Source organism: Meridianimarinicoccus roseus (genome assembly GCF_003172915.1).
GTDB lineage: Bacteria > Pseudomonadota > Alphaproteobacteria > Rhodobacterales > Rhodobacteraceae > Meridianimarinicoccus > Meridianimarinicoccus roseus.
Window position 1 is genome coordinate 40,810 of record NZ_QGKU01000012.1, and the last position, 15,506, is coordinate 56,315.

General features: G+C 67.3%; 18 protein-coding genes, 1 tRNA gene and 1 pseudogene. 17 read left to right on the plus strand and 3 right to left on the minus strand.

Translation table 11 applies throughout. The features are described from left to right. The first annotated feature begins 50 nt into the window (after positions 1 to 50). The 3 genes from DKT77_RS03015 to DKT77_RS03025 are packed head-to-tail and all read left to right on the plus strand — an operon-like array spanning position 51 to position 1,619. A complete protein-coding gene (locus tag DKT77_RS03015) occupies positions 51 to 632 on the plus strand; it encodes a sigma-70 family RNA polymerase sigma factor (protein ID WP_109810262.1) in 582 nt (193 codons plus the stop codon). Further along, on the plus strand, positions 622 to 1,026 hold the full coding sequence (locus tag DKT77_RS03020) for a hypothetical protein (protein ID WP_109810263.1): 405 nt from the start codon (positions 622 to 624) through the stop codon (positions 1,024 to 1,026). Before DKT77_RS03015 ends, DKT77_RS03020 begins: the two co-directional genes overlap by 11 nt. A gap of 2 nt (positions 1,027 to 1,028) precedes the next feature. Continuing rightward, positions 1,029 to 1,619 (plus strand): periplasmic heavy metal sensor, encoded by a 591-nt coding sequence (locus DKT77_RS03025; protein WP_109810264.1) that lies wholly within the window; start codon positions 1,029 to 1,031, stop codon positions 1,617 to 1,619. 320 nt (positions 1,620 to 1,939) lie between these two features. Here the strand turns inward: DKT77_RS03025 and DKT77_RS03030 are convergent, their stop codons facing one another. After that, positions 1,940 to 3,361, minus strand: a complete 1,422-nt coding sequence (locus DKT77_RS03030) for a diguanylate cyclase (protein WP_238547652.1) — start codon at positions 3,359 to 3,361, stop codon at positions 1,940 to 1,942. A 73-nt stretch (positions 3,362 to 3,434) separates the two neighbouring features. Here DKT77_RS03030 and DKT77_RS03035 point away from each other — a divergent pair, with 73 nt between their 5' ends. The 6 genes from DKT77_RS03035 (at position 3,435) to DKT77_RS03060 (ending at position 7,767) form a co-directional block, all read left to right on the plus strand. Continuing rightward, the gene (locus tag DKT77_RS03035) at positions 3,435 to 3,737 is read left to right on the plus strand and encodes a DUF3572 domain-containing protein (protein WP_109810266.1); all 303 of its coding nucleotides are present in this window, start codon (positions 3,435 to 3,437) and stop codon (positions 3,735 to 3,737) included. 83 nt (positions 3,738 to 3,820) lie between these two features. Continuing rightward, on the plus strand, positions 3,821 to 4,537 hold the full coding sequence (locus DKT77_RS03040; RefSeq protein ID WP_109810267.1) for an HAD family hydrolase: 717 nt from the start codon (positions 3,821 to 3,823) through the stop codon (positions 4,535 to 4,537). A 95-nt stretch (positions 4,538 to 4,632) separates the two neighbouring features. Beyond that, positions 4,633 to 5,217 (plus strand): heme NO-binding domain-containing protein, encoded by a 585-nt coding sequence (locus DKT77_RS03045; RefSeq protein ID WP_109810369.1) that lies wholly within the window; start codon positions 4,633 to 4,635, stop codon positions 5,215 to 5,217. After that, positions 5,145 to 6,257: a GGDEF domain-containing protein gene (locus DKT77_RS03050; protein ID WP_109810268.1), complete on the plus strand. Its 1,113-nt coding sequence runs from the start codon at positions 5,145 to 5,147 to the stop codon at positions 6,255 to 6,257. The genes DKT77_RS03045 and DKT77_RS03050 overlap by 73 nt, the downstream gene beginning before the upstream one ends. Before the next feature lie 421 nt (positions 6,258 to 6,678). Continuing rightward, the gene (locus tag DKT77_RS03055) at positions 6,679 to 7,236 is read left to right on the plus strand and encodes a hypothetical protein (protein ID WP_109810269.1); all 558 of its coding nucleotides are present in this window, start codon (positions 6,679 to 6,681) and stop codon (positions 7,234 to 7,236) included. 93 nt (positions 7,237 to 7,329) lie between these two features. After that, entirely contained in the window at positions 7,330 to 7,767 is a 438-nt protein-coding gene (locus DKT77_RS03060) for a hypothetical protein (RefSeq protein WP_109810270.1), read from the plus strand. Positions 7,768 to 8,052: 285 nt separating this feature from the next. On the opposite strand, the gene DKT77_RS03065 is transcribed toward DKT77_RS03060, so the two are convergent. Next, positions 8,053 to 8,142: transfer RNA gene (locus DKT77_RS03065), tRNA-Ser, on the minus strand. Between the two features lie 292 nt (positions 8,143 to 8,434). On the opposite strand from DKT77_RS03065, the gene DKT77_RS03070 reads away from it, so the two are divergent. From DKT77_RS03070 to DKT77_RS03100, 7 genes and pseudogenes are all read left to right on the plus strand, one after another. After that, positions 8,435 to 9,253: a hypothetical protein gene (locus tag DKT77_RS03070; protein ID WP_109810271.1), complete on the plus strand. Its 819-nt coding sequence runs from the start codon at positions 8,435 to 8,437 to the stop codon at positions 9,251 to 9,253. Positions 9,254 to 9,416: 163 nt separating this feature from the next. After that, positions 9,417 to 9,791: pseudogene (gene rplU / locus DKT77_RS03075) on the plus strand (50S ribosomal protein L21); the annotation flags it as partial. Between the two features lie 20 nt (positions 9,792 to 9,811). Beyond that, positions 9,812 to 10,081: a 50S ribosomal protein L27 gene (rpmA, locus tag DKT77_RS03080; RefSeq protein ID WP_109810273.1), complete on the plus strand. Its 270-nt coding sequence runs from the start codon at positions 9,812 to 9,814 to the stop codon at positions 10,079 to 10,081. A 224-nt stretch (positions 10,082 to 10,305) separates the two neighbouring features. Next, positions 10,306 to 10,845, plus strand: a complete 540-nt coding sequence (locus tag DKT77_RS03085) for a GNAT family N-acetyltransferase (protein WP_109810274.1) — start codon at positions 10,306 to 10,308, stop codon at positions 10,843 to 10,845. 85 nt (positions 10,846 to 10,930) lie between these two features. Continuing rightward, entirely contained in the window at positions 10,931 to 11,971 is a 1,041-nt protein-coding gene (gene obgE / locus DKT77_RS03090) for a GTPase ObgE (RefSeq protein WP_109810275.1), read from the plus strand. A gap of 23 nt (positions 11,972 to 11,994) precedes the next feature. Continuing rightward, positions 11,995 to 13,095, plus strand: a complete 1,101-nt coding sequence (proB, locus tag DKT77_RS03095) for a glutamate 5-kinase (RefSeq protein ID WP_109810370.1) — start codon at positions 11,995 to 11,997, stop codon at positions 13,093 to 13,095. Between the two features lie 71 nt (positions 13,096 to 13,166). Further along, positions 13,167 to 14,432, plus strand: coding sequence for a glutamate-5-semialdehyde dehydrogenase (locus DKT77_RS03100; RefSeq protein WP_109810371.1), 1,266 nt, complete (start codon positions 13,167 to 13,169; stop codon positions 14,430 to 14,432). A gap of 43 nt (positions 14,433 to 14,475) precedes the next feature. Here DKT77_RS03100 and DKT77_RS03105 read toward each other — a convergent pair whose 3' ends face one another. Beyond that, positions 14,476 to 15,087: a histidine phosphotransferase family protein gene (locus tag DKT77_RS03105; protein ID WP_109810276.1), complete on the minus strand. Its 612-nt coding sequence runs from the start codon at positions 15,085 to 15,087 to the stop codon at positions 14,476 to 14,478. Positions 15,088 to 15,228: 141 nt separating this feature from the next. On the opposite strand from DKT77_RS03105, the gene DKT77_RS03110 reads away from it, so the two are divergent. Beyond that, positions 15,229 to 15,402, plus strand: coding sequence for a DUF3553 domain-containing protein (locus DKT77_RS03110; RefSeq protein ID WP_109810372.1), 174 nt, complete (start codon positions 15,229 to 15,231; stop codon positions 15,400 to 15,402). Positions 15,403 to 15,506 lie beyond the last annotated feature (104 nt).

The window sequence follows — 15,506 nt, forward strand, 5'->3', positions numbered from 1 at the left end:
GCTGAACATCCCCGCTCGTGGCGGGGCCTCAACGTGACGGGACCGGCCTGATGGCTCTGGACGCAGACAGCCCGGCGGGAGACGCCGACCTTCTGGCGCGCTATTCGGCCGGGGACCGCGCTGCCGCGCTCGCGCTGACCGAGCGGCTGGTGCCACAGGCGCTGTCGGTGGCACAGCGGCTTCTGGGCGACCGGGTCGAGGCCGAGGACGTGGTTCAGGAGGCGATGCTGCGCCTCTGGACGGCTGCGCCGGGCTGGCGCGCGGGCGAGGCGCGGGTGTCGACCTGGCTGTACCGCGTCGTCGTGAACCTGTGCACGGACCGGCATCGCCGAAAGGTGCCGCAGCCGCGCGACACGCTGCCCGACCATCCGGATGGCACGCCGGGTCAGGAAGCGCGCTTGCAGGCCCGTGCCCGGCAGGCCGCGTTGCAGGCCGCGCTGGCCGATCTGCCGGACCGGCAGCGGCAGGTCGTGGTGCTGCGCGACATCGAGGGGCTGCCCAATCCTGACATTGCCGAAATCGTCGGTGTCAGCGTGCAAGCGGTAGAAAGTCTTGCCGCGCGCGGGCGGCGCGGATTGAAGGCTGCGCTGGCGGGACGGCGCGGGGAACTGGGGTTCGAAGATGACGGATGATGGCAAAGACGAGGATGGCGGCGCGGAGGCCATGTTGACGGTACTGTTCTCCGAGGCGCGGGCGACGCGGCCCGGGCCAAACGCGGCGCTGCTGGAGCGGATCGCGGCCGACGCGCTGGCAGCGCAGCCGCACGCCGCGGCCGTCAGCGGACCGCAGCGGGCTGCCGGGTCCGTGCAGGGCCGACTGTTGCGGGTCGGGCAGGCGGCGTTGGCCCGCTGGGAAGCGCTGGCCTGGCCCGCTGGGGTGGCGGCAACGGTGTTGGCAGGGGTGTGGCTGGGTGGCTGGGCCGACGTCAACGGCTTCGTGAGCGGTGCTGGCTTCGCCCAGAGCGGGCTTGCGCTCACATTGGCGCAAGGCCTGCCCGGTGCCGCGGGCTGGATCGGGGGCTATTGACCATGAGACTGTCTTTAAGGAACCCGTGGCTGAAGCTGGCGCTGGCGCTGTCGCTGGCGATGAACCTGCTGGTGCTCGGCGCCGTGGGCGGCGTCGTGCTGCATCGCGGCGAAGCGGGGCGCGGCCTGCCCGGCCTGCCGGGGCTGCACGATCCGGGGCTGTTCGGCTACGTGGCGATGCTGCCCCGCGAGGCGCGGGCTGCGTTGCGAGAGGAGGGGCGTGCGCTGCGGGCAGAGGTCGGGGTGCAGGACCGGCGGGCCGAGATCCGAGCGCGCAACGCGGCACTGGCGGCGCAGATCGCGGCGCCCGACCTGGACCCGGATGCGCTGCGCGCAGCCTTCGAAGACCTTGCCGAAGCGCGGGGTGAGGCCGAAGCGGCGCTGCGCGCCGCGCTTATCCAACGCATCCTCGCGCTCCCCGCTGACGAGCGGGCGCATTATGCGGAGCGTATCTTGCGCGGTCGTGGGGGGGCGGATGGCACGAGGTCCAGCGGATCGCGGGAAGGTCCGCCCCCCGCTAGCGGCCGCCTCTGGGCCTGTCGTGGTTCTGCCGCCCAAATACTCGATGTCACCGGTCCGGGAGTTTGCGAGTGAAAGGCAACTCGGGCAGACGACCGGGGTGCGGTGAAGGGCGTGGCAGATGCGCTTGCGTACCCGGTGAGACGAAGCGGCTCAGGCGCGCGCCGTTGCGCGTAAGCCTGGGGTGGCGGGTCCGGGTGCGGAGCGCCATGCGAAATCCCGATGTCGTCTGCATGTGCGCGCAAGGCGGCGCGGCTTCCGGATCTCGCGTGGCGGCGGCAATCGCGCGCCGCGCGGCAGCCGGGTCGGCCTGTGGCACGGATGCAGGGAGGGAGCAGGCGCGTCGTTTTGGTGTGACTCGCCCGTGGCCGCGCCATGTCGTTAGAGTTGGAATGTCAGGCCGCAAAGGGGGCGAATGTCACCTTGTCCCGGCCATCGGCCTTGGCAGCGAAAAGCGCGGCATCGGCGCGATCCAGCAGGTCATCCAGTGTCGGGTCTGATTTGGACGCCGGGTCCTGCACGGCGACGCCGATGCTCATGGTTACGCGAATCAGCCCGCGGCGATCCGGAAGAGTGATCGGGTTCGACCGGATCAGGGTGCGAAGCGATTGCGCCATGGCCGCGGCGCCGTCGCCATCGGTGTCGGGCAGGGCGATCCAGAACTCTTCCCCTCCGCTGCGCGCGATCAGGTCGCGCGGGCGCAGTGCTTCGGACAGGCGCTGTGCGACCTCGATCAGGACGGCGTCGCCCGCCGCATGGCCATGCGTGTCGTTGACCGATTTGAAGCGGTCGAGGTCCAGCGCCATCAACGCGGTCGGACACCCTCTGTCCCGCGCGCTGCGCAGAATTCGGCTGATCCGTGGCACAGCGTAGCGCCGATTGTAGAGGTTGGTCAGCGGGTCGCGCGCGGCCATCTCGATGCCTTTGTGAAACGCTTGGCGCATCATGTCGGTGATGCGTTTGCGCGCGGTCTGTGCCTCCAGCCTGAGGGCGAGTTCCGACACGTGAAAGGCCCCGTACAACACATCGTTCGCGCCGAGATCCAAGGCCATCGCAGCGCGGGACGCGGTATCGGCGCACGGACCTGCGTCGTCGTTCGCTTCGCGTCCCATGACCAGCAGCAGCCGCGAGTGTTGTGTTGCGGCGCGGGCATGCAGTTCCGAAATCAAATGCAGCGCGCGGGGCCGGTCCGCGCCGTCCGCGAAGATCACGAAGGCATCCGGCACCGCGTCGCGATCGCTGCGTGCAAGCGTCTGGTCCGGCGAGAGCGCTCGCAGGTCAACGCTTGGAAGGCGCGCGCGCAGGCGCGCCGTCCAGTCCCGAGCGAGTGTCAGATCGCTTGCCACGATGGCGATGGACCCGGGCGCATGGGCGAAGCCGGTCTGCGGTTCGGCAAGGCCCATGTCCTCGGCACTGGCCTGGCGCCTGCGCGACTCTTTCAGCCCGTTGGACTGGCGCAGGATCTGGCGCAGGGAGGCCAGCAGAAGATCGTCATGCAGCGGTTTCGGCATGATGTCCCACGCGCCGGCCTGAAACGCCGCGATCCGTAGCGTTGCGGTGGCGCGGGTCGCCATCAGCATGACCGGAACCCCGACCTGCGCCAGCTGACCGGCGAGGGCGCGGCACAAGGCCAAAGCCTGTTTCGGAGACTGGTCGAGATCGCAGATCACCAGATCCGGCGCATCCGTTCGCGCCAGCCGTGCCAGATCGTCGTAGCTTTCGGCCTGAATAACATCGTAGCAGGCCGCCGACAGCTTGCAGCGCAGAACGATACGGTTGGCCGCGATACCGTCGTAGATGAGAATTTTTCCCGCCATCATGTCGTGCCTTGATATCCGCGCCTCTTTGTCGCCATCATTCGGGCCAAGAGTTAAGAAAGGCTTGCTCCCGATGGCGCCCAGGAGAGATTCCTCACTGACCCTGTCCGAGGCCGAAACCGTTGCGTTGCAGGCATTGGACTACATCGCAGGGACGGACGACCTGCTGCACGTCTTCGTGAACGCCACCGGGATCGAGGCCGCACGATTGCCCGGCGCGGCGCAGGACCCTGAGTTCTTGGCGGCGGTGCTGGACTTCGTGCTGATGGACGACGCGTGGGTTCTGGGCTGTGCGGAGGCTGCCGGAATCGTTCCGGAAGCCGTGCCTCGGGCGCGTGCCGCGCTGCCCGGCGGCACGTTGCCCAACTGGACGTAGCGGCGCCTGCGCTGACGCAAGGCAAAGAAGATTGTCTTTGGCGCTCGGCTGCGGCATAGTGGTGCGGCTTCCGGGGGGAACCGATGACAACCATTAAGGCGATCCTTTTCGACAAGGACGGCACGCTCTTCGACTACCACAAGACCTGGGCCAACTGGTCACGTGCCTTTTTGCTGGATATGGCCCAAGGCGATGCTGCACTGGCCCGCAAGCTGGGGGATGCTGTCGGATTCGAGTGGGATTTCAGTGCCTTTCGTAAGGACAGCACTCTGGTCAGCCACACGCCCAACGACATCGCGGCAGCGCTTCTGCCTTTGCTTCCGGGTGCTTCCATGGCCGGGATCGTAACCCGCATGTCGACGCTTAGCGCGACCGTGCCGCAGGCCGAGGCGACGCCGCTCGTGCCGCTGATGGACGAATTGATGGGCCGCGGGTTCACGCTTGGTGTGGTGACCAACGATATGGAACGCCCTGCGCGGGCGCATCTGCGCGAGGCGGGGATCGAGGCCGCTTTCGAGCGCATCATCGCCTGCGATAGCGGTTTTCCCGCCAAGCCTGCTCCCGACATGCTGCTGGCTTTCGCCGAGATGTGCGGGCTGGAGCCGGGCGAGGTGCTGATGGTCGGTGACAGCGCACATGACATGGCTGCGGCGCGCCGGGCCGGAATGCCGCGGGTCGCCGTGCTGACCGGCGTTGCCACGCGGGCTCTGCTGGAGCCGCTGGCAGATGCGGTCCTGCCCAGCGTGGCCGGCCTGCCCAAATGGCTGCGCGCGCAGCAGCCGGGGCAGTGCGCGGCCTGACGGGCCGACCTTCGGCTGCTTTCAGCCCATATCCGTTCGTGAATTGTTAAACCCCCGCTGCCTAGACTTGCGGTCACAGGCAGTTGGAGTGGGTGATGCATGGGTTGGTGAACAGGGCGATCCAGTGCTTTGTGCGCGATACATATGGCGGCACGATGTGGGAACGGTTGGCACGCCAGTCGGATGCACCGGTCGCCGGGTTCGAGGCGATGTTCGTCTATGACGACGAGGTGACGGAAAGGATGCTGTGCGCGGCAGAGGACCTTCTGGGGCGTGACCGCGCGATCGTGCTGGAAGACCTTGGCACGTACCTCGTCTCGCATCCCAACGTCGGTTCGTTGCGCCGCCTGCTCCGCTTCGGCGGTGACACCTTTCCTGAATTCCTCGACTCGCTCGATGATCTGCCGTCGCGCGCTGCGCTGGCGGTGCCTGAACTGGAATTGCCGCGCTTCGACGTGATGCAAGGTGAAGGCGGGATCGTGCGGGTGCTGTGCCGCAGCCCACGCGCCGGCTTCGGCCATGTGCTGGTGGGCATCATGCGAACGCTCGCTGACGATTACGGCGCCCTCGTGCTTCTTGAGCACGAAGGCCGGGAAGGAGAAAACGAATGGATCAGTGTCAGCGTTCTGAGCGCGGATTTCGCGCAGGGCCGACCGTTTCAACTGGCAGCGGACCGCTGACCTCGCCGGTCGGCGCGACACTGGACGCGCCCGCGTGGGATACGCTCATGCCGATGCACCTGCAGCTCGATGCGCGCGGCCGCGTGCGCCACGCAGGCCCGACGATGCGTCTGCTCGGGTCCGGAGGCGGACTGCTCGGCCGCGACTTCTTCACGCTCTTCCGGCTGCGCCGCCCGCACGGGATCAGCGACATGGCGGGTCTGATGCACCATGCCGGCGCACGGCTCCAGGTCCGTTTCCGCGACCCGCCGCACACCCAGTTCAAGGGCGTGGCGGTACCAGCCGGTGACGGCGCGCTGGTCAATCTGTCCTTCGGCATCTCGATCGTCGAAGCGATCCGGACGCATGACCTGAAGAGCCGCGATTTCGCTCCGACCGACCTGACGGTGGAAATGCTTTATCTGCTCGAAGCGAAGGAAACCATTCTCGAGGAATGGCGACGCCTGAACAGCCGCCTGCAATCGGCCCGTGTCGCTGCCGAGGAACAGGCCTTCACCGATACGCTGACCGGTTTGCGCAACCGACGCGCGATGGATCACGTTCTCGACCGGCTGGTGCGCGACGGGCATCCTTTCGGACTCGTGCATCTCGATCTCGATTTCTTCAAGCAAGTCAACGACACCTTCGGCCATGCGGCGGGTGATCACGTGCTGCAGGTGGCCGCGCGTGCGATGGTGGACGTGACAAGGTCTGAGGATACGCTGGTGCGTGCCGGAGGGGATGAGTTCGTGCTAATCCTGCCGGGACTCGTGGATGCTCGGCGGCTGGAAGATCTCGCCTGCCGTCTTATTGAGCGCCTTGAAGAGCCGATCTCGTTCGAAGGTCACCAGTGCCGTATCTCTGGCAGTGCCGGTATCGCCGTCAGTCATGGCGGCGGGGTGCAGCCGGTCGCCGTGCTACTCGATCAGGCGGACCGGGCGCTCTATGCCTCCAAGAAAGAGGGCCGCGGCCGCGCGACTGTGTTTTCGGTCGAGCGGCATGATACGGCTCACGCCCCGAGCTTACCGGACACGGTTGAAAAAGACGCCGGAAACGCCTGATCGCTGGAGCAAACGAGTTGCGGCATGAATCGGAGCCCAATCTTAACCTCGGTCGGGTCGGACTTAAGCGTCTGAAATGTAATGAGAATCCGCGTCTTGGGAGGGGTTGCAATTGGCGCCGCGCATGACCCCTAAAAAGCGCTCAGAAATCTCATGATTTCAACGCTTTAGGGGAAGCTTTACGGGAGTCAAATTGCGACGCCGATTCACAGGCGTCACCACGCGCTCCGCTCCGAAGGCGCAGCAAGGGAGGCGATCCGTTCCCTGCGCGGTCTTTGTGACGCGCACGAAACGGATCGCCTCTGGGAAAACAGGGAAAGAGGATACCGAGTAGGCTAAACACCTTCTGCTGCTACAGATCGCTCGGGTTCTCACCGGTGCGTGCGCGTCGCTTTGATCAACTCACTGCGAAGGACCGCACATGTTCGACATCACCACACATTCACCCGCCATCGCTCCGTCCGACAACTGGCGCGAGACGCTCAGCTGGGGCGACATCGTCAGCTTCCGCTTCCCGGTGGAAGGCGCAGGACGCCCTCCGAAGAAAAGGCCCTGGCTGGTGCTGGAGATCGCCAAGCTGGGCGAGACCCGCTACGCCGTGCTCGCCTACGGCACCAGCGCCGACACATCTGCCAATCGCGGCTACGAGGTCAGGCTGACCGAAACCGAGGCCCGCGCCGCCGGTCTGCACCGTGCGACGCGCTTCGTTGGCGCAAGGCGGATGCTCGTCGCGCTGGACCATTGCGGCTTCGTCATCTGCGCGGCCAAGGGCGCGCCGAGGATCGGCCGTCTGACCGGAGATGCGTTCGAGCGGATGAATGCGGTGCGCGGCCGCATCCACGTAGAAGCCGACATGGCCGCCGACCAAAGGACCCGCCGCCGCCGCACCCGCCGGACACGTCATCGCCGCGCCGGGCAGCGTCCCGTCACGGTCGAGCATTGCGCGCCGCGCCATCGGATGACCGCTTGCCGGGCCTGAGCTTCCGTCAATGCACCGCAGGACCCGCCCGGGCCGCCCTGTGTGGCCCGGACGATCCCGCTGTGCCTCAAACAATCCCAAAAGGACAACCCAATGCATATCGACACCAAGACACTGCTTCCAGGCAGCATCCCGACCCAGAACACGCACCGCCTCGTGGTGATCACAGCGCAGGCCCATCCCGACGAGTTCGCGCGACTGGAGATGAGCACCGCAGATGCACTTGCCGCGGCCCGCGCAGCGCTTGCCGCGTATCACGCCGATCCGATCGCCGACCCTGCGCTGCAACCCGTCATTCGGGCACTGGACGATGTCATCGGTCGCGGCCGCGTTCTCGGACCGGCCTTTCACGACCTTGCCGACGAAGCGCTCCGCTATCTGTCCCAGATCGAGGCAGACACAATGTCGGCCACGCTTTGCGCCATTCAGCGACCGCTGGGCGAGGCCCTGACGCTCGCTCTCCGCCTGTCGGACCTTCTGGCCGCCGAGCGCGAGATCGGCTGGCACCGCGGCATCGACCGCGATCGGTGAGACACGAGCGCCCCGGCTTCGGCCGGGGCGGATCATACATGAGACATCACAAGGGGCACCGGAGCAGCGCCCGGTCGGCAGCAGAGGTGATTGGCGGCAAAGCCACAAAGGCGAGCAGTCCCATCATCTCGGCAGCGGAGCGCCAGAGGCTCACAAGCGCCCGAGCACAGTCACCGAAGGGCCGAAATGTGGAGCAAATTGTGGAGAAAACACCGAGCCCCAAACCGCCTCTTGCGCTTAAACCCCTTGTTTTTAAAGCCATGATCGCAAGCGAACGCAAAAATATGGCGGAGAGACAGGGATTCGAACCCTGGGACCCCGTGAAGGGTCAACGGTTTTCGAGACCGCCCCGTTCGACCACTCCGGCACCTCTCCGCGAAGGGTCTCGCGGCGGTGTAGTCAAAGCGCCTGAGGGGCGCAACCCATTTTATCGCGCGCCCCGTGCTGCGCCGCCGATGCCCTCCCTCCGGCGCCGTCGCGTGCCACTTCACAGCCGGGCAGGCGGGTCGCCCGGAACGTCGGCGCGGCTGCCCCGCAGCCCCCGTCGCCAGCTCGCAGGAGTTGTCCGCGCAGCGCGCCCCAAGGCCGCCGCGGACGACCCGTGGCCCCGACGGCCATTGCCAACACCCGCGCGACGCCCCATCCTTGTTCCAAACACGGAGGTCCCATGCGTGCCATCATCCTTTGCCTTCTGATCCTCGTGCCCGCCGCGGCAGCGGCGCAGCCTGCGCGGATCAGCGACGCCGTTCTCGACGCCATGAAGATCGAGGCGATTTTCGAGGTCATGCAGGAGGAGGCGGTGGCCTCGGGCCTCGAATTGGGCGACAGCATGATGCCGGGGCGCGACCTGTCGGGCTGGCAACTGACGCTGACCCGGCTCAACGCGCCCGGACGTGTGCTGCCGGGCTTCCGCGACCGGTTCGCCGAGGCGCTGCCAGAGGCGCAGGCCGATGCAATTCTCGACTATCTCGAGGCGCCGCTCGGCCGCCGCATCGTGGAACTGGAACTGTCTGCGCGGGTCGCGCTCAACGCCCCCGACATCGAAGAGGCGGTGCTGGACCGACTCGCGCAGATGCGGCGGTCCGGCGATCCGCGGGCCGACGCGGTAGCGCGTTTCATTGCGGTCAATGACCTCGTGGAGGCGAACGTGCTTGGCGCGCTCAGTGCCAACGCAGCCTTTCTGACCGGCCTGCGCGAGGGAGCCGACCGGCCCGGCTTTCTTGGGCAGGGCAGCGTGCTGGACGATGTCTGGGCGCAGGAACCGGAGATCCGCGCCGCGACCCAGGACTGGCTCGAGGCCTTCGTCACGCTGGCCTACCGCCCCCTGACCGACGCCGAGATGGCGCGCCACATCGCGTTTTCGGAAAGCGTACCCGGCCAGGCGCTGAACATGGCGCTGTTCGACGCCTTCGACGTGGTCTTCGCGGAGTTGTCCCGCGACACCGGCGCCGCGCTGGCAAGACTGATGAATTCCGAGGAACTCTGACCCCGGCAGGCTTGACTTTTTCCCTGCGCCCGAGCATATGGCGCTTTCCGGCCCGGCCGGATCACAGCAATCACGCCATTAAGGCGCGCTGTCCGAGGTGCGCGAAAGCGCCACAACGCCACCGCGGTGGGACCACAGGACGCGAAGACAAGGATAAAAACGGATGTTTGCGGTTATCAAAACCGGCGGCAAGCAATACAAGGTGCAGAGCGGCGACGTGCTGCGCGTTGAAAAGCTGATCGCAGAGGCCGGCGAGACGGTCCAGTTCAACGAAATTCTCATGCTCGGCGGCGATGACACCGTGCTGGGCAGTCCGCTGGTCGACGGCGCTGCGGTGCAGGCCGAAGTGATCGACCAGATCAAGGGCGACAAGGTGATCAGCTTCGTGAAGCGGCGCCGGAAGCACTCCTCGCAGCGCACCCGCGGTCATCGCCAGAAGCTGACGCTCGTACGCGTCACCGAGATCCTGTCCAGCGGTGGTGACGCCACCGGCGTGAAGGCCGCCACCAACAAGGCGGCGCCCGCCGCCGCCGCGGCCGAGTAAGAAGGAGCGAGAGCATGGCACACAAGAAAGCAGGCGGTTCGTCCCGCAACGGTCGCGACTCCGCAGGTCGTCGCCTCGGCATCAAAAAATTCGGCGGCGAAACCGTGATCCCGGGCAACATCATCGCGCGCCAGCGCGGCACAAAGTGGTGGCCGGGCGACAATGTCGGCATGGGCAAGGACCACACGATCTTCGCTACCGTCGAAGGCAACGTGAAGTTCCACACCGGTCTCAAGGGCCGCACCTTCATTTCCGTGCACCCGGTGGCAGACGCCGCAGAGTGAGCCGGACCTGACCCCGCACACGGGCTCGGGGGGCCGGCGGAAACGCCGGCCCCCCGGCTTTTTTCGGGCAGTGCCAGGGTCGCCCGTATCTGGCCAGATCGCCGCATATTGTTAACGCAGATACGCTAGATACCGTTGTCGAGCCGGGGCCGTCGCCCCAGAATTACGTGTTTCGATCGGGCGCCGCGCATGCGTGGGCCCGGTGCGCTTTTGGGAGGAAGGGCATGACCGAGGACACCATCACAGCGCAGCCGGTCATCACCACCGGACGTCTGAGCCTGCGCCCGCTTCGGCAGTCCGACCAGGGACTTCTGACGCTTTACGCGGGCGATGAACGCGTGGCGCGCAATACGCGCTCCATCCCGCACCCGCTGCCCCCCGGCGCGGCAGAGGCGTTCGTGAGCCGGGCCACCTCCGACACCCGGCGCGAAGACGTTTGGGCGATGGATGCCAGCCATGTCGGCCTGACCGAACTTCTGGGCGTGATCGGCCTCACGCGGCTGTCCGACGACAGGTCCGAAATCGGCTACTGGGTCGCGCCCGCGTTCTGGAACACCGGCTTCGCCACCGAGGCGGTTCAGGCGATCCTGCAGGCCAACCCGCAGGGCGTGAAGACCATCTTCGCCGAGGTGTTCCAGTCGAACGCCATCTCGGCGCGTGTGCTGACCAACGCGGGCTTCGACTACATCGGCGATGCCGAGGCGTTCTCGGTCGCGCAGAACAGCACCGTGCCAACCTGGACTTATCTCAAGAAGCTCTCCTGATCCTGCGGCGCATGGGGGGCACCGCGCGGGCTTGAGCCGCGCGGCAATTCGCAGTATCGCCGCCCGTGATTGCAAGGAAAGCCGCATGAAATTTCTCGATCTCGCCAAGGTCTACATCCGCTCGGGCAGCGGCGGGAACGGCTCCGTCAGCTTCCGCCGCGAGAAGTTCATCGAATACGGCGGCCCCGATGGCGGCGATGGCGGGCGCGGCGGCGATGTCGTGGCCGAAGCCGTGGACGGCCTGAACACGTTGATCGACTTCCGCTATCAGCAGCATTTCTTCGCCCGGAACGGGCAGGGCGGGCAGGGCCAGCAGCGCACCGGCAAGTCCGGCGAGACGGTGGTCCTGCGCGTGCCCGTTGGCACCGAGATCCTCGACGAGGACGAGGAGACGGTGATCGCCGACCTGTCAAAACTGGGCGACCGGGTTATGCTGGCGCAGGGCGGGAATGGCGGCTGGGGCAACCTCAAGTTCAAGACCGCGACCAACCAGGCGCCCAGCCGCGCCAATCCCGGCCAGCCCGGCGTGGAGCGCACGGTCTGGCTGCGCCTGAAGCTGATCGCGGATGCGGGGCTGCTGGGCCTGCCGAACGCGGGCAAGTCCACTTTCCTGTCGGCCACGTCGAACGCGCGACCCAAGATCGCGGATTACCCGTTCACCACGCTGCACCCGAACCTCGGGGTGGTGGGCGTGGACAACGCCGAGTTCGTGATCGCGGACATTCCGGGCCTGATCGCCGGCGCCCATGAAGGCAAGGGTCTGGGCACGCGCTTTCTGGGTCATGTGGAACGCTGCGCGGTGCTGCTGCACCTCGTGGACGGCACGTCCGAAACCGTCGCCGAGGATTACCGCGCGATCATCGACGAGCTTGAGGCCTATGGCGGGCATCTCGCTGACAAACCCCGCGTGACCGCTCTCAACAAGGTCGATGCGCTGGAGCCCGAGGCGCTTGCCGATGCGAAGGCCGCGCTGGAGGAAGCCGCACAGGGCCGCGTGTTCCTGATGTCCGGCGTGTCGGGCGAGGGGCTGACGCAGGTGCTGCGCGCCGTGCGGACCGAGATCACCGAGGATCGGATCCGCCAGCGCGCCCCCGATCCCGAGGACGATGCGCCGTGGCGGCCCTGACAGACAGCGCCCGTGCGCCTGCGTTGGCCACCTCCCCCGGCGCGCGGGTGGTGGTCAAGATCGGTTCCGCCCTGCTGGTGGACCGCGACGCGGGTCTGCGCGAGGGCTGGCTGCGCGGACTGGCGGGTGACGTGGTCGCGCTGCGGCGGCGCGGCGTGGACGTGGTGCTGGTCTCGTCCGGGTCCATCGCGCTGGGGCGCCGGGTGCTGAATCTGCCCGCCGGACCGCTGCCGCTGGAACAGTCGCAGGCCGCCGCCGCTGTCGGCCAGATCCGCCTCGCGCGCGCTTACGAGGATGCGCTGCGCCCGCATGGCGTTGTGACCGCGCAGGTGCTGGTCACGCTCGAAGACAGTGCCGACCGGCGCCGCTACCTGAACACACGCGCGACGCTGGGCCAGCTACTGGGGTTCGGCGTTGTGCCCATCGTGAACGAGAACGACACCGTCGCCACGGACGAGATCCGCTTCGGCGACAATGACAGGCTCGCCGCGCAGGTCGCCGCGACGATCGGTGCCGACCAGCTTGTGCTTCTGTCCGACGTGGACGGGCTCTATACCGCCAATCCGGGTCTCGATCCCGCTGCGCGGCGGCTCGACGTCGTCGACGCCATAACCCCAGAGATCGAGGCGATGGCCGGCGACGGCATTTCCGGTCTGTCGCGCGGCGGCATGATCACCAAGCTGATGGCGGCGAAAATGGCGACCGGCGCGGGCTGCGCGATGGTCATCGCCAAAGGCGATGCCGACACCCCGCTGTCGCGGCTGGAACGCGGCGCGCCCTGCACCTGGTTTCTCGCCGATACCGACCCGCAGGCGGCGCGCAAGCGCTGGATCGCGGCGATGAAGCCGCGAGGGCAGATCGGCGTGGATGCCGGTGCCGTGCGCGCGCTGGGGCAGGGCCGCTCGCTGCTGCCCGCCGGGGTCGTCTCGGTCACCGGCCGCTTCGGGCGCGGCGAGCCTGTGACCATCGCCGGGCCGGACGGGGCGGTGTTCGGCAAGGGTCTGGCGCGCTATACCAGCGACGAGGCGGGTGCGATCCGCGGCCTGCGCTCGGACCAGATCGAAGCCGTGCTCGGCCATCCGGGCCGTTCGGCACTGATCCACCGCGACGACATGGTGTTATGACGGCGTCGGCGGGACTGACAGAAGCAGACGGCGAAGGCGACGCCGACACGGGACAGGAACAGGGGAAGGCCATGAAGGACGGGCAGAACATCGCGGAACTGATGGCGGATCTTGGCGTGCGGGCGCGCGGCGCGGCGCGGGCATTGGCGACGGCGCCAGCCGCGTCAAAGGCTGCCGCGCTTGACACCGCCGCCGATCGCATCCTCGCGCAGGCGGATACGATCCTGGCCGCGAACGCGCGCGACATGGAATTCGGTCGCGAGAAGGGCCTGTCGGATGCCATGCTCGACCGGCTGGAACTGACACCGGACCGGCTGGCGGGTATCGCCGCCGGGCTGCGCGCAGTGGCCGCCCAGCCCGATCCGGTCGGGCAGGTGATCGCCGAATGGGACCAGCCCAGCGGCCTGCACATCCGCCGCGTGCGTACGCCGCTGGGCGTGATCGGCGTGATCTACGAAAGCCGTCCCAACGTGACAGTGGATGCGGGCGCGCTTTGTGTGAAATCCGGCAACGCGGTGATCCTGAGGGGCGGGTCCGAAAGCCTGCATTCCTCGGCGGCGCTGGCCGAATGCCTCGTTCACGGCCTGACAGCGCATGGCTTGCCCGCCGATGCGGTGCAGATGGTGCCGACCCGCGACCGCGCCGCTGTGGCCGAATTGTTGCGCATGACCGAGTTTGTGGACGTGATCGTGCCGCGCGGCGGCAAGGGGCTGGTCGGACTCGTGCAACGCGAGGCCCGCGTGCCGGTCTTCGCCCATCTCGAAGGGATCTGCCACATCTACATCGATGGCGATGCCGACCCCGGCATCGTCTCGAAGATCGTCGTCAACGCCAAGACCCGTCGAACCGGCATTTGCGGCGCGGTGGAATGTCTGCTGGTGGACCGCGCCTATTTCGACCGACACGGGGCGGACTTTCTGGGCGATCTTGTCGCCGCCGGGGTGGAGGTGCGGGCCGACGGGGCGCTGCTGGGTGTGCCCGGCACCGTTCAGGCCGGACCCGAGGATTTCGGGCGCGAGTTCCTCGACAGCATCGTCGCGGCGACGCTGGTGGACGGGGTTGAAGGTGCCATCGCCCATATCGGGCGCTACGGCTCCGACCACACCGACTGCATCCTGACGGCCAACGACGCCGCCGCGCAAACCTTCTTCGATCGGGTGGACAGCGCCATCGTGATGCGCAACGCGTCCACCCAGTTCGCGGACGGGGGCGAGTTCGGCATGGGCGCCGAGATCGGCATCGCCACCGGCAAACTGCACGCGCGCGGCCCGGTCGGGGCCGAGCAACTGACCAGCTTCAAGTATCTGGTGGACGGGGCGGGCAGCATCCGCGCCTGATCCGCCGACCGCTTGACGCCCCCGGCGCGCGAGCCTGCGCCGGTCAGCCCGGCGCGGCGTTGATCCGCAGCCCCGCCGGGCCGATCTGCACGCGCAGCACAACGGCCATCTCGGCGGCCTGCTGGCGTGCCAGTGCGAATTGCACCCGGTCCGGCGACAGCGCCGCGTCCAGCGGGCCGTTCTCCAGCACCGGCCAGACATCGGGCAATTCGCGGTAGCGCGGCCCCTCTCCGGTCACCTCCCAGCCGTCGGCGCCATCGCGCACGGTGATCCGCCCGCCATGCGGCAGCGCGCTTTCAAGGCACATGATCAGAAGGAAGGCCAGCTTGGCCGATGCGCGCGACACCGCGCGGGTGCTGCTCCAGGAAACCTGCAACCGGCTGCCCGCATGGACCTCTGTCAGGATCTCGACCAGTTCCGGCGTTCCGATCGACTGGTCGTGCCGGCTGGCCCCGAAGGCGACCCGGTAATAGCGGATGCGCGCCTGCGCCTTGCCGACGCTTTCGGTCACGAGCGCCATTTCGGGTGTGCGCGGCCCCCCTGTCATGCTAATCAGTTCCAGCCCGTTGCCTATCGCGCCGATCGGACTGATCAGGTCATGGCAGATGCGAGAGCCAAGAAGTGCGGTCAGGTCGGTCGCGGAAAGATCACGCATCGCCGCCGCCTCCGCAGACCGGTCGGCGCAGGAGCGTATGGCCGGTGCTTGGGCGGCCAGATGGCGCCGCGCCGGGATGGGCTGGGGACGGATCGCCGGGCACGGCCGAAACGGGCGCAACCGGAAAGGGAGCCGGAAAAGATGATGTCATTGCTGGAACCGGGTGTGCTGGTGCGCCATCCCGAACGACCCGATTGGGGGCTGGGGCAGGTGCAGTCGAACATTCATGGCCGTGTAACCGTCAATTTCGAACACGAGGGGAAGGTCGTCATCGACGCGACGCGCGTGGACCTGATCATCGATTTCTCTGCATAATGTCATTCTTTACTACCGTTAACACAATCTAAGCGTGTATCAAGTCGATCCTCGCACGGTGTGGCTTTTGCGCAATCCGCCTTGCATCGTCGGGCGCGCGTTTC

Coding starts and splice junctions, on each gene's coding strand:
- rpmA (WP_109810273.1), top strand. CDS start 9,812: ATGGCACACAAGAAAGCAGGCGGTTCGTCCCGCAACGGTCGCGACTCC.
- DKT77_RS03110 (WP_109810372.1), top strand. CDS start 15,229: ATGATGTCATTGCTGGAACCGGGTGTGCTGGTGCGCCATCCCGAACGA.
- DKT77_RS03045 (WP_109810369.1), top strand. CDS start 4,633: ATGCATGGGTTGGTGAACAGGGCGATCCAGTGCTTTGTGCGCGATACA.
- DKT77_RS03030 (WP_238547652.1), bottom strand. CDS start 3,361: ATGGCGGGAAAAATTCTCATCTACGACGGTATCGCGGCCAACCGTATC.
- DKT77_RS03055 (WP_109810269.1), top strand. CDS start 6,679: ATGTTCGACATCACCACACATTCACCCGCCATCGCTCCGTCCGACAAC.
- DKT77_RS03025 (WP_109810264.1), top strand. CDS start 1,029: ATGAGACTGTCTTTAAGGAACCCGTGGCTGAAGCTGGCGCTGGCGCTG.
- DKT77_RS03040 (WP_109810267.1), top strand. CDS start 3,821: ATGACAACCATTAAGGCGATCCTTTTCGACAAGGACGGCACGCTCTTC.
- DKT77_RS03070 (WP_109810271.1), top strand. CDS start 8,435: ATGCGTGCCATCATCCTTTGCCTTCTGATCCTCGTGCCCGCCGCGGCA.
- DKT77_RS03100 (WP_109810371.1), top strand. CDS start 13,167: ATGAAGGACGGGCAGAACATCGCGGAACTGATGGCGGATCTTGGCGTG.
- DKT77_RS03035 (WP_109810266.1), top strand. CDS start 3,435: ATGGCGCCCAGGAGAGATTCCTCACTGACCCTGTCCGAGGCCGAAACC.
- DKT77_RS03050 (WP_109810268.1), top strand. CDS start 5,145: ATGGATCAGTGTCAGCGTTCTGAGCGCGGATTTCGCGCAGGGCCGACC.
- DKT77_RS03105 (WP_109810276.1), bottom strand. CDS start 15,087: ATGCGTGATCTTTCCGCGACCGACCTGACCGCACTTCTTGGCTCTCGC.
- obgE (WP_109810275.1), top strand. CDS start 10,931: ATGAAATTTCTCGATCTCGCCAAGGTCTACATCCGCTCGGGCAGCGGC.
- DKT77_RS03060 (WP_109810270.1), top strand. CDS start 7,330: ATGCATATCGACACCAAGACACTGCTTCCAGGCAGCATCCCGACCCAG.
- DKT77_RS03020 (WP_109810263.1), top strand. CDS start 622: ATGACGGATGATGGCAAAGACGAGGATGGCGGCGCGGAGGCCATGTTG.
- DKT77_RS03015 (WP_109810262.1), top strand. CDS start 51: ATGGCTCTGGACGCAGACAGCCCGGCGGGAGACGCCGACCTTCTGGCG.
- DKT77_RS03085 (WP_109810274.1), top strand. CDS start 10,306: ATGACCGAGGACACCATCACAGCGCAGCCGGTCATCACCACCGGACGT.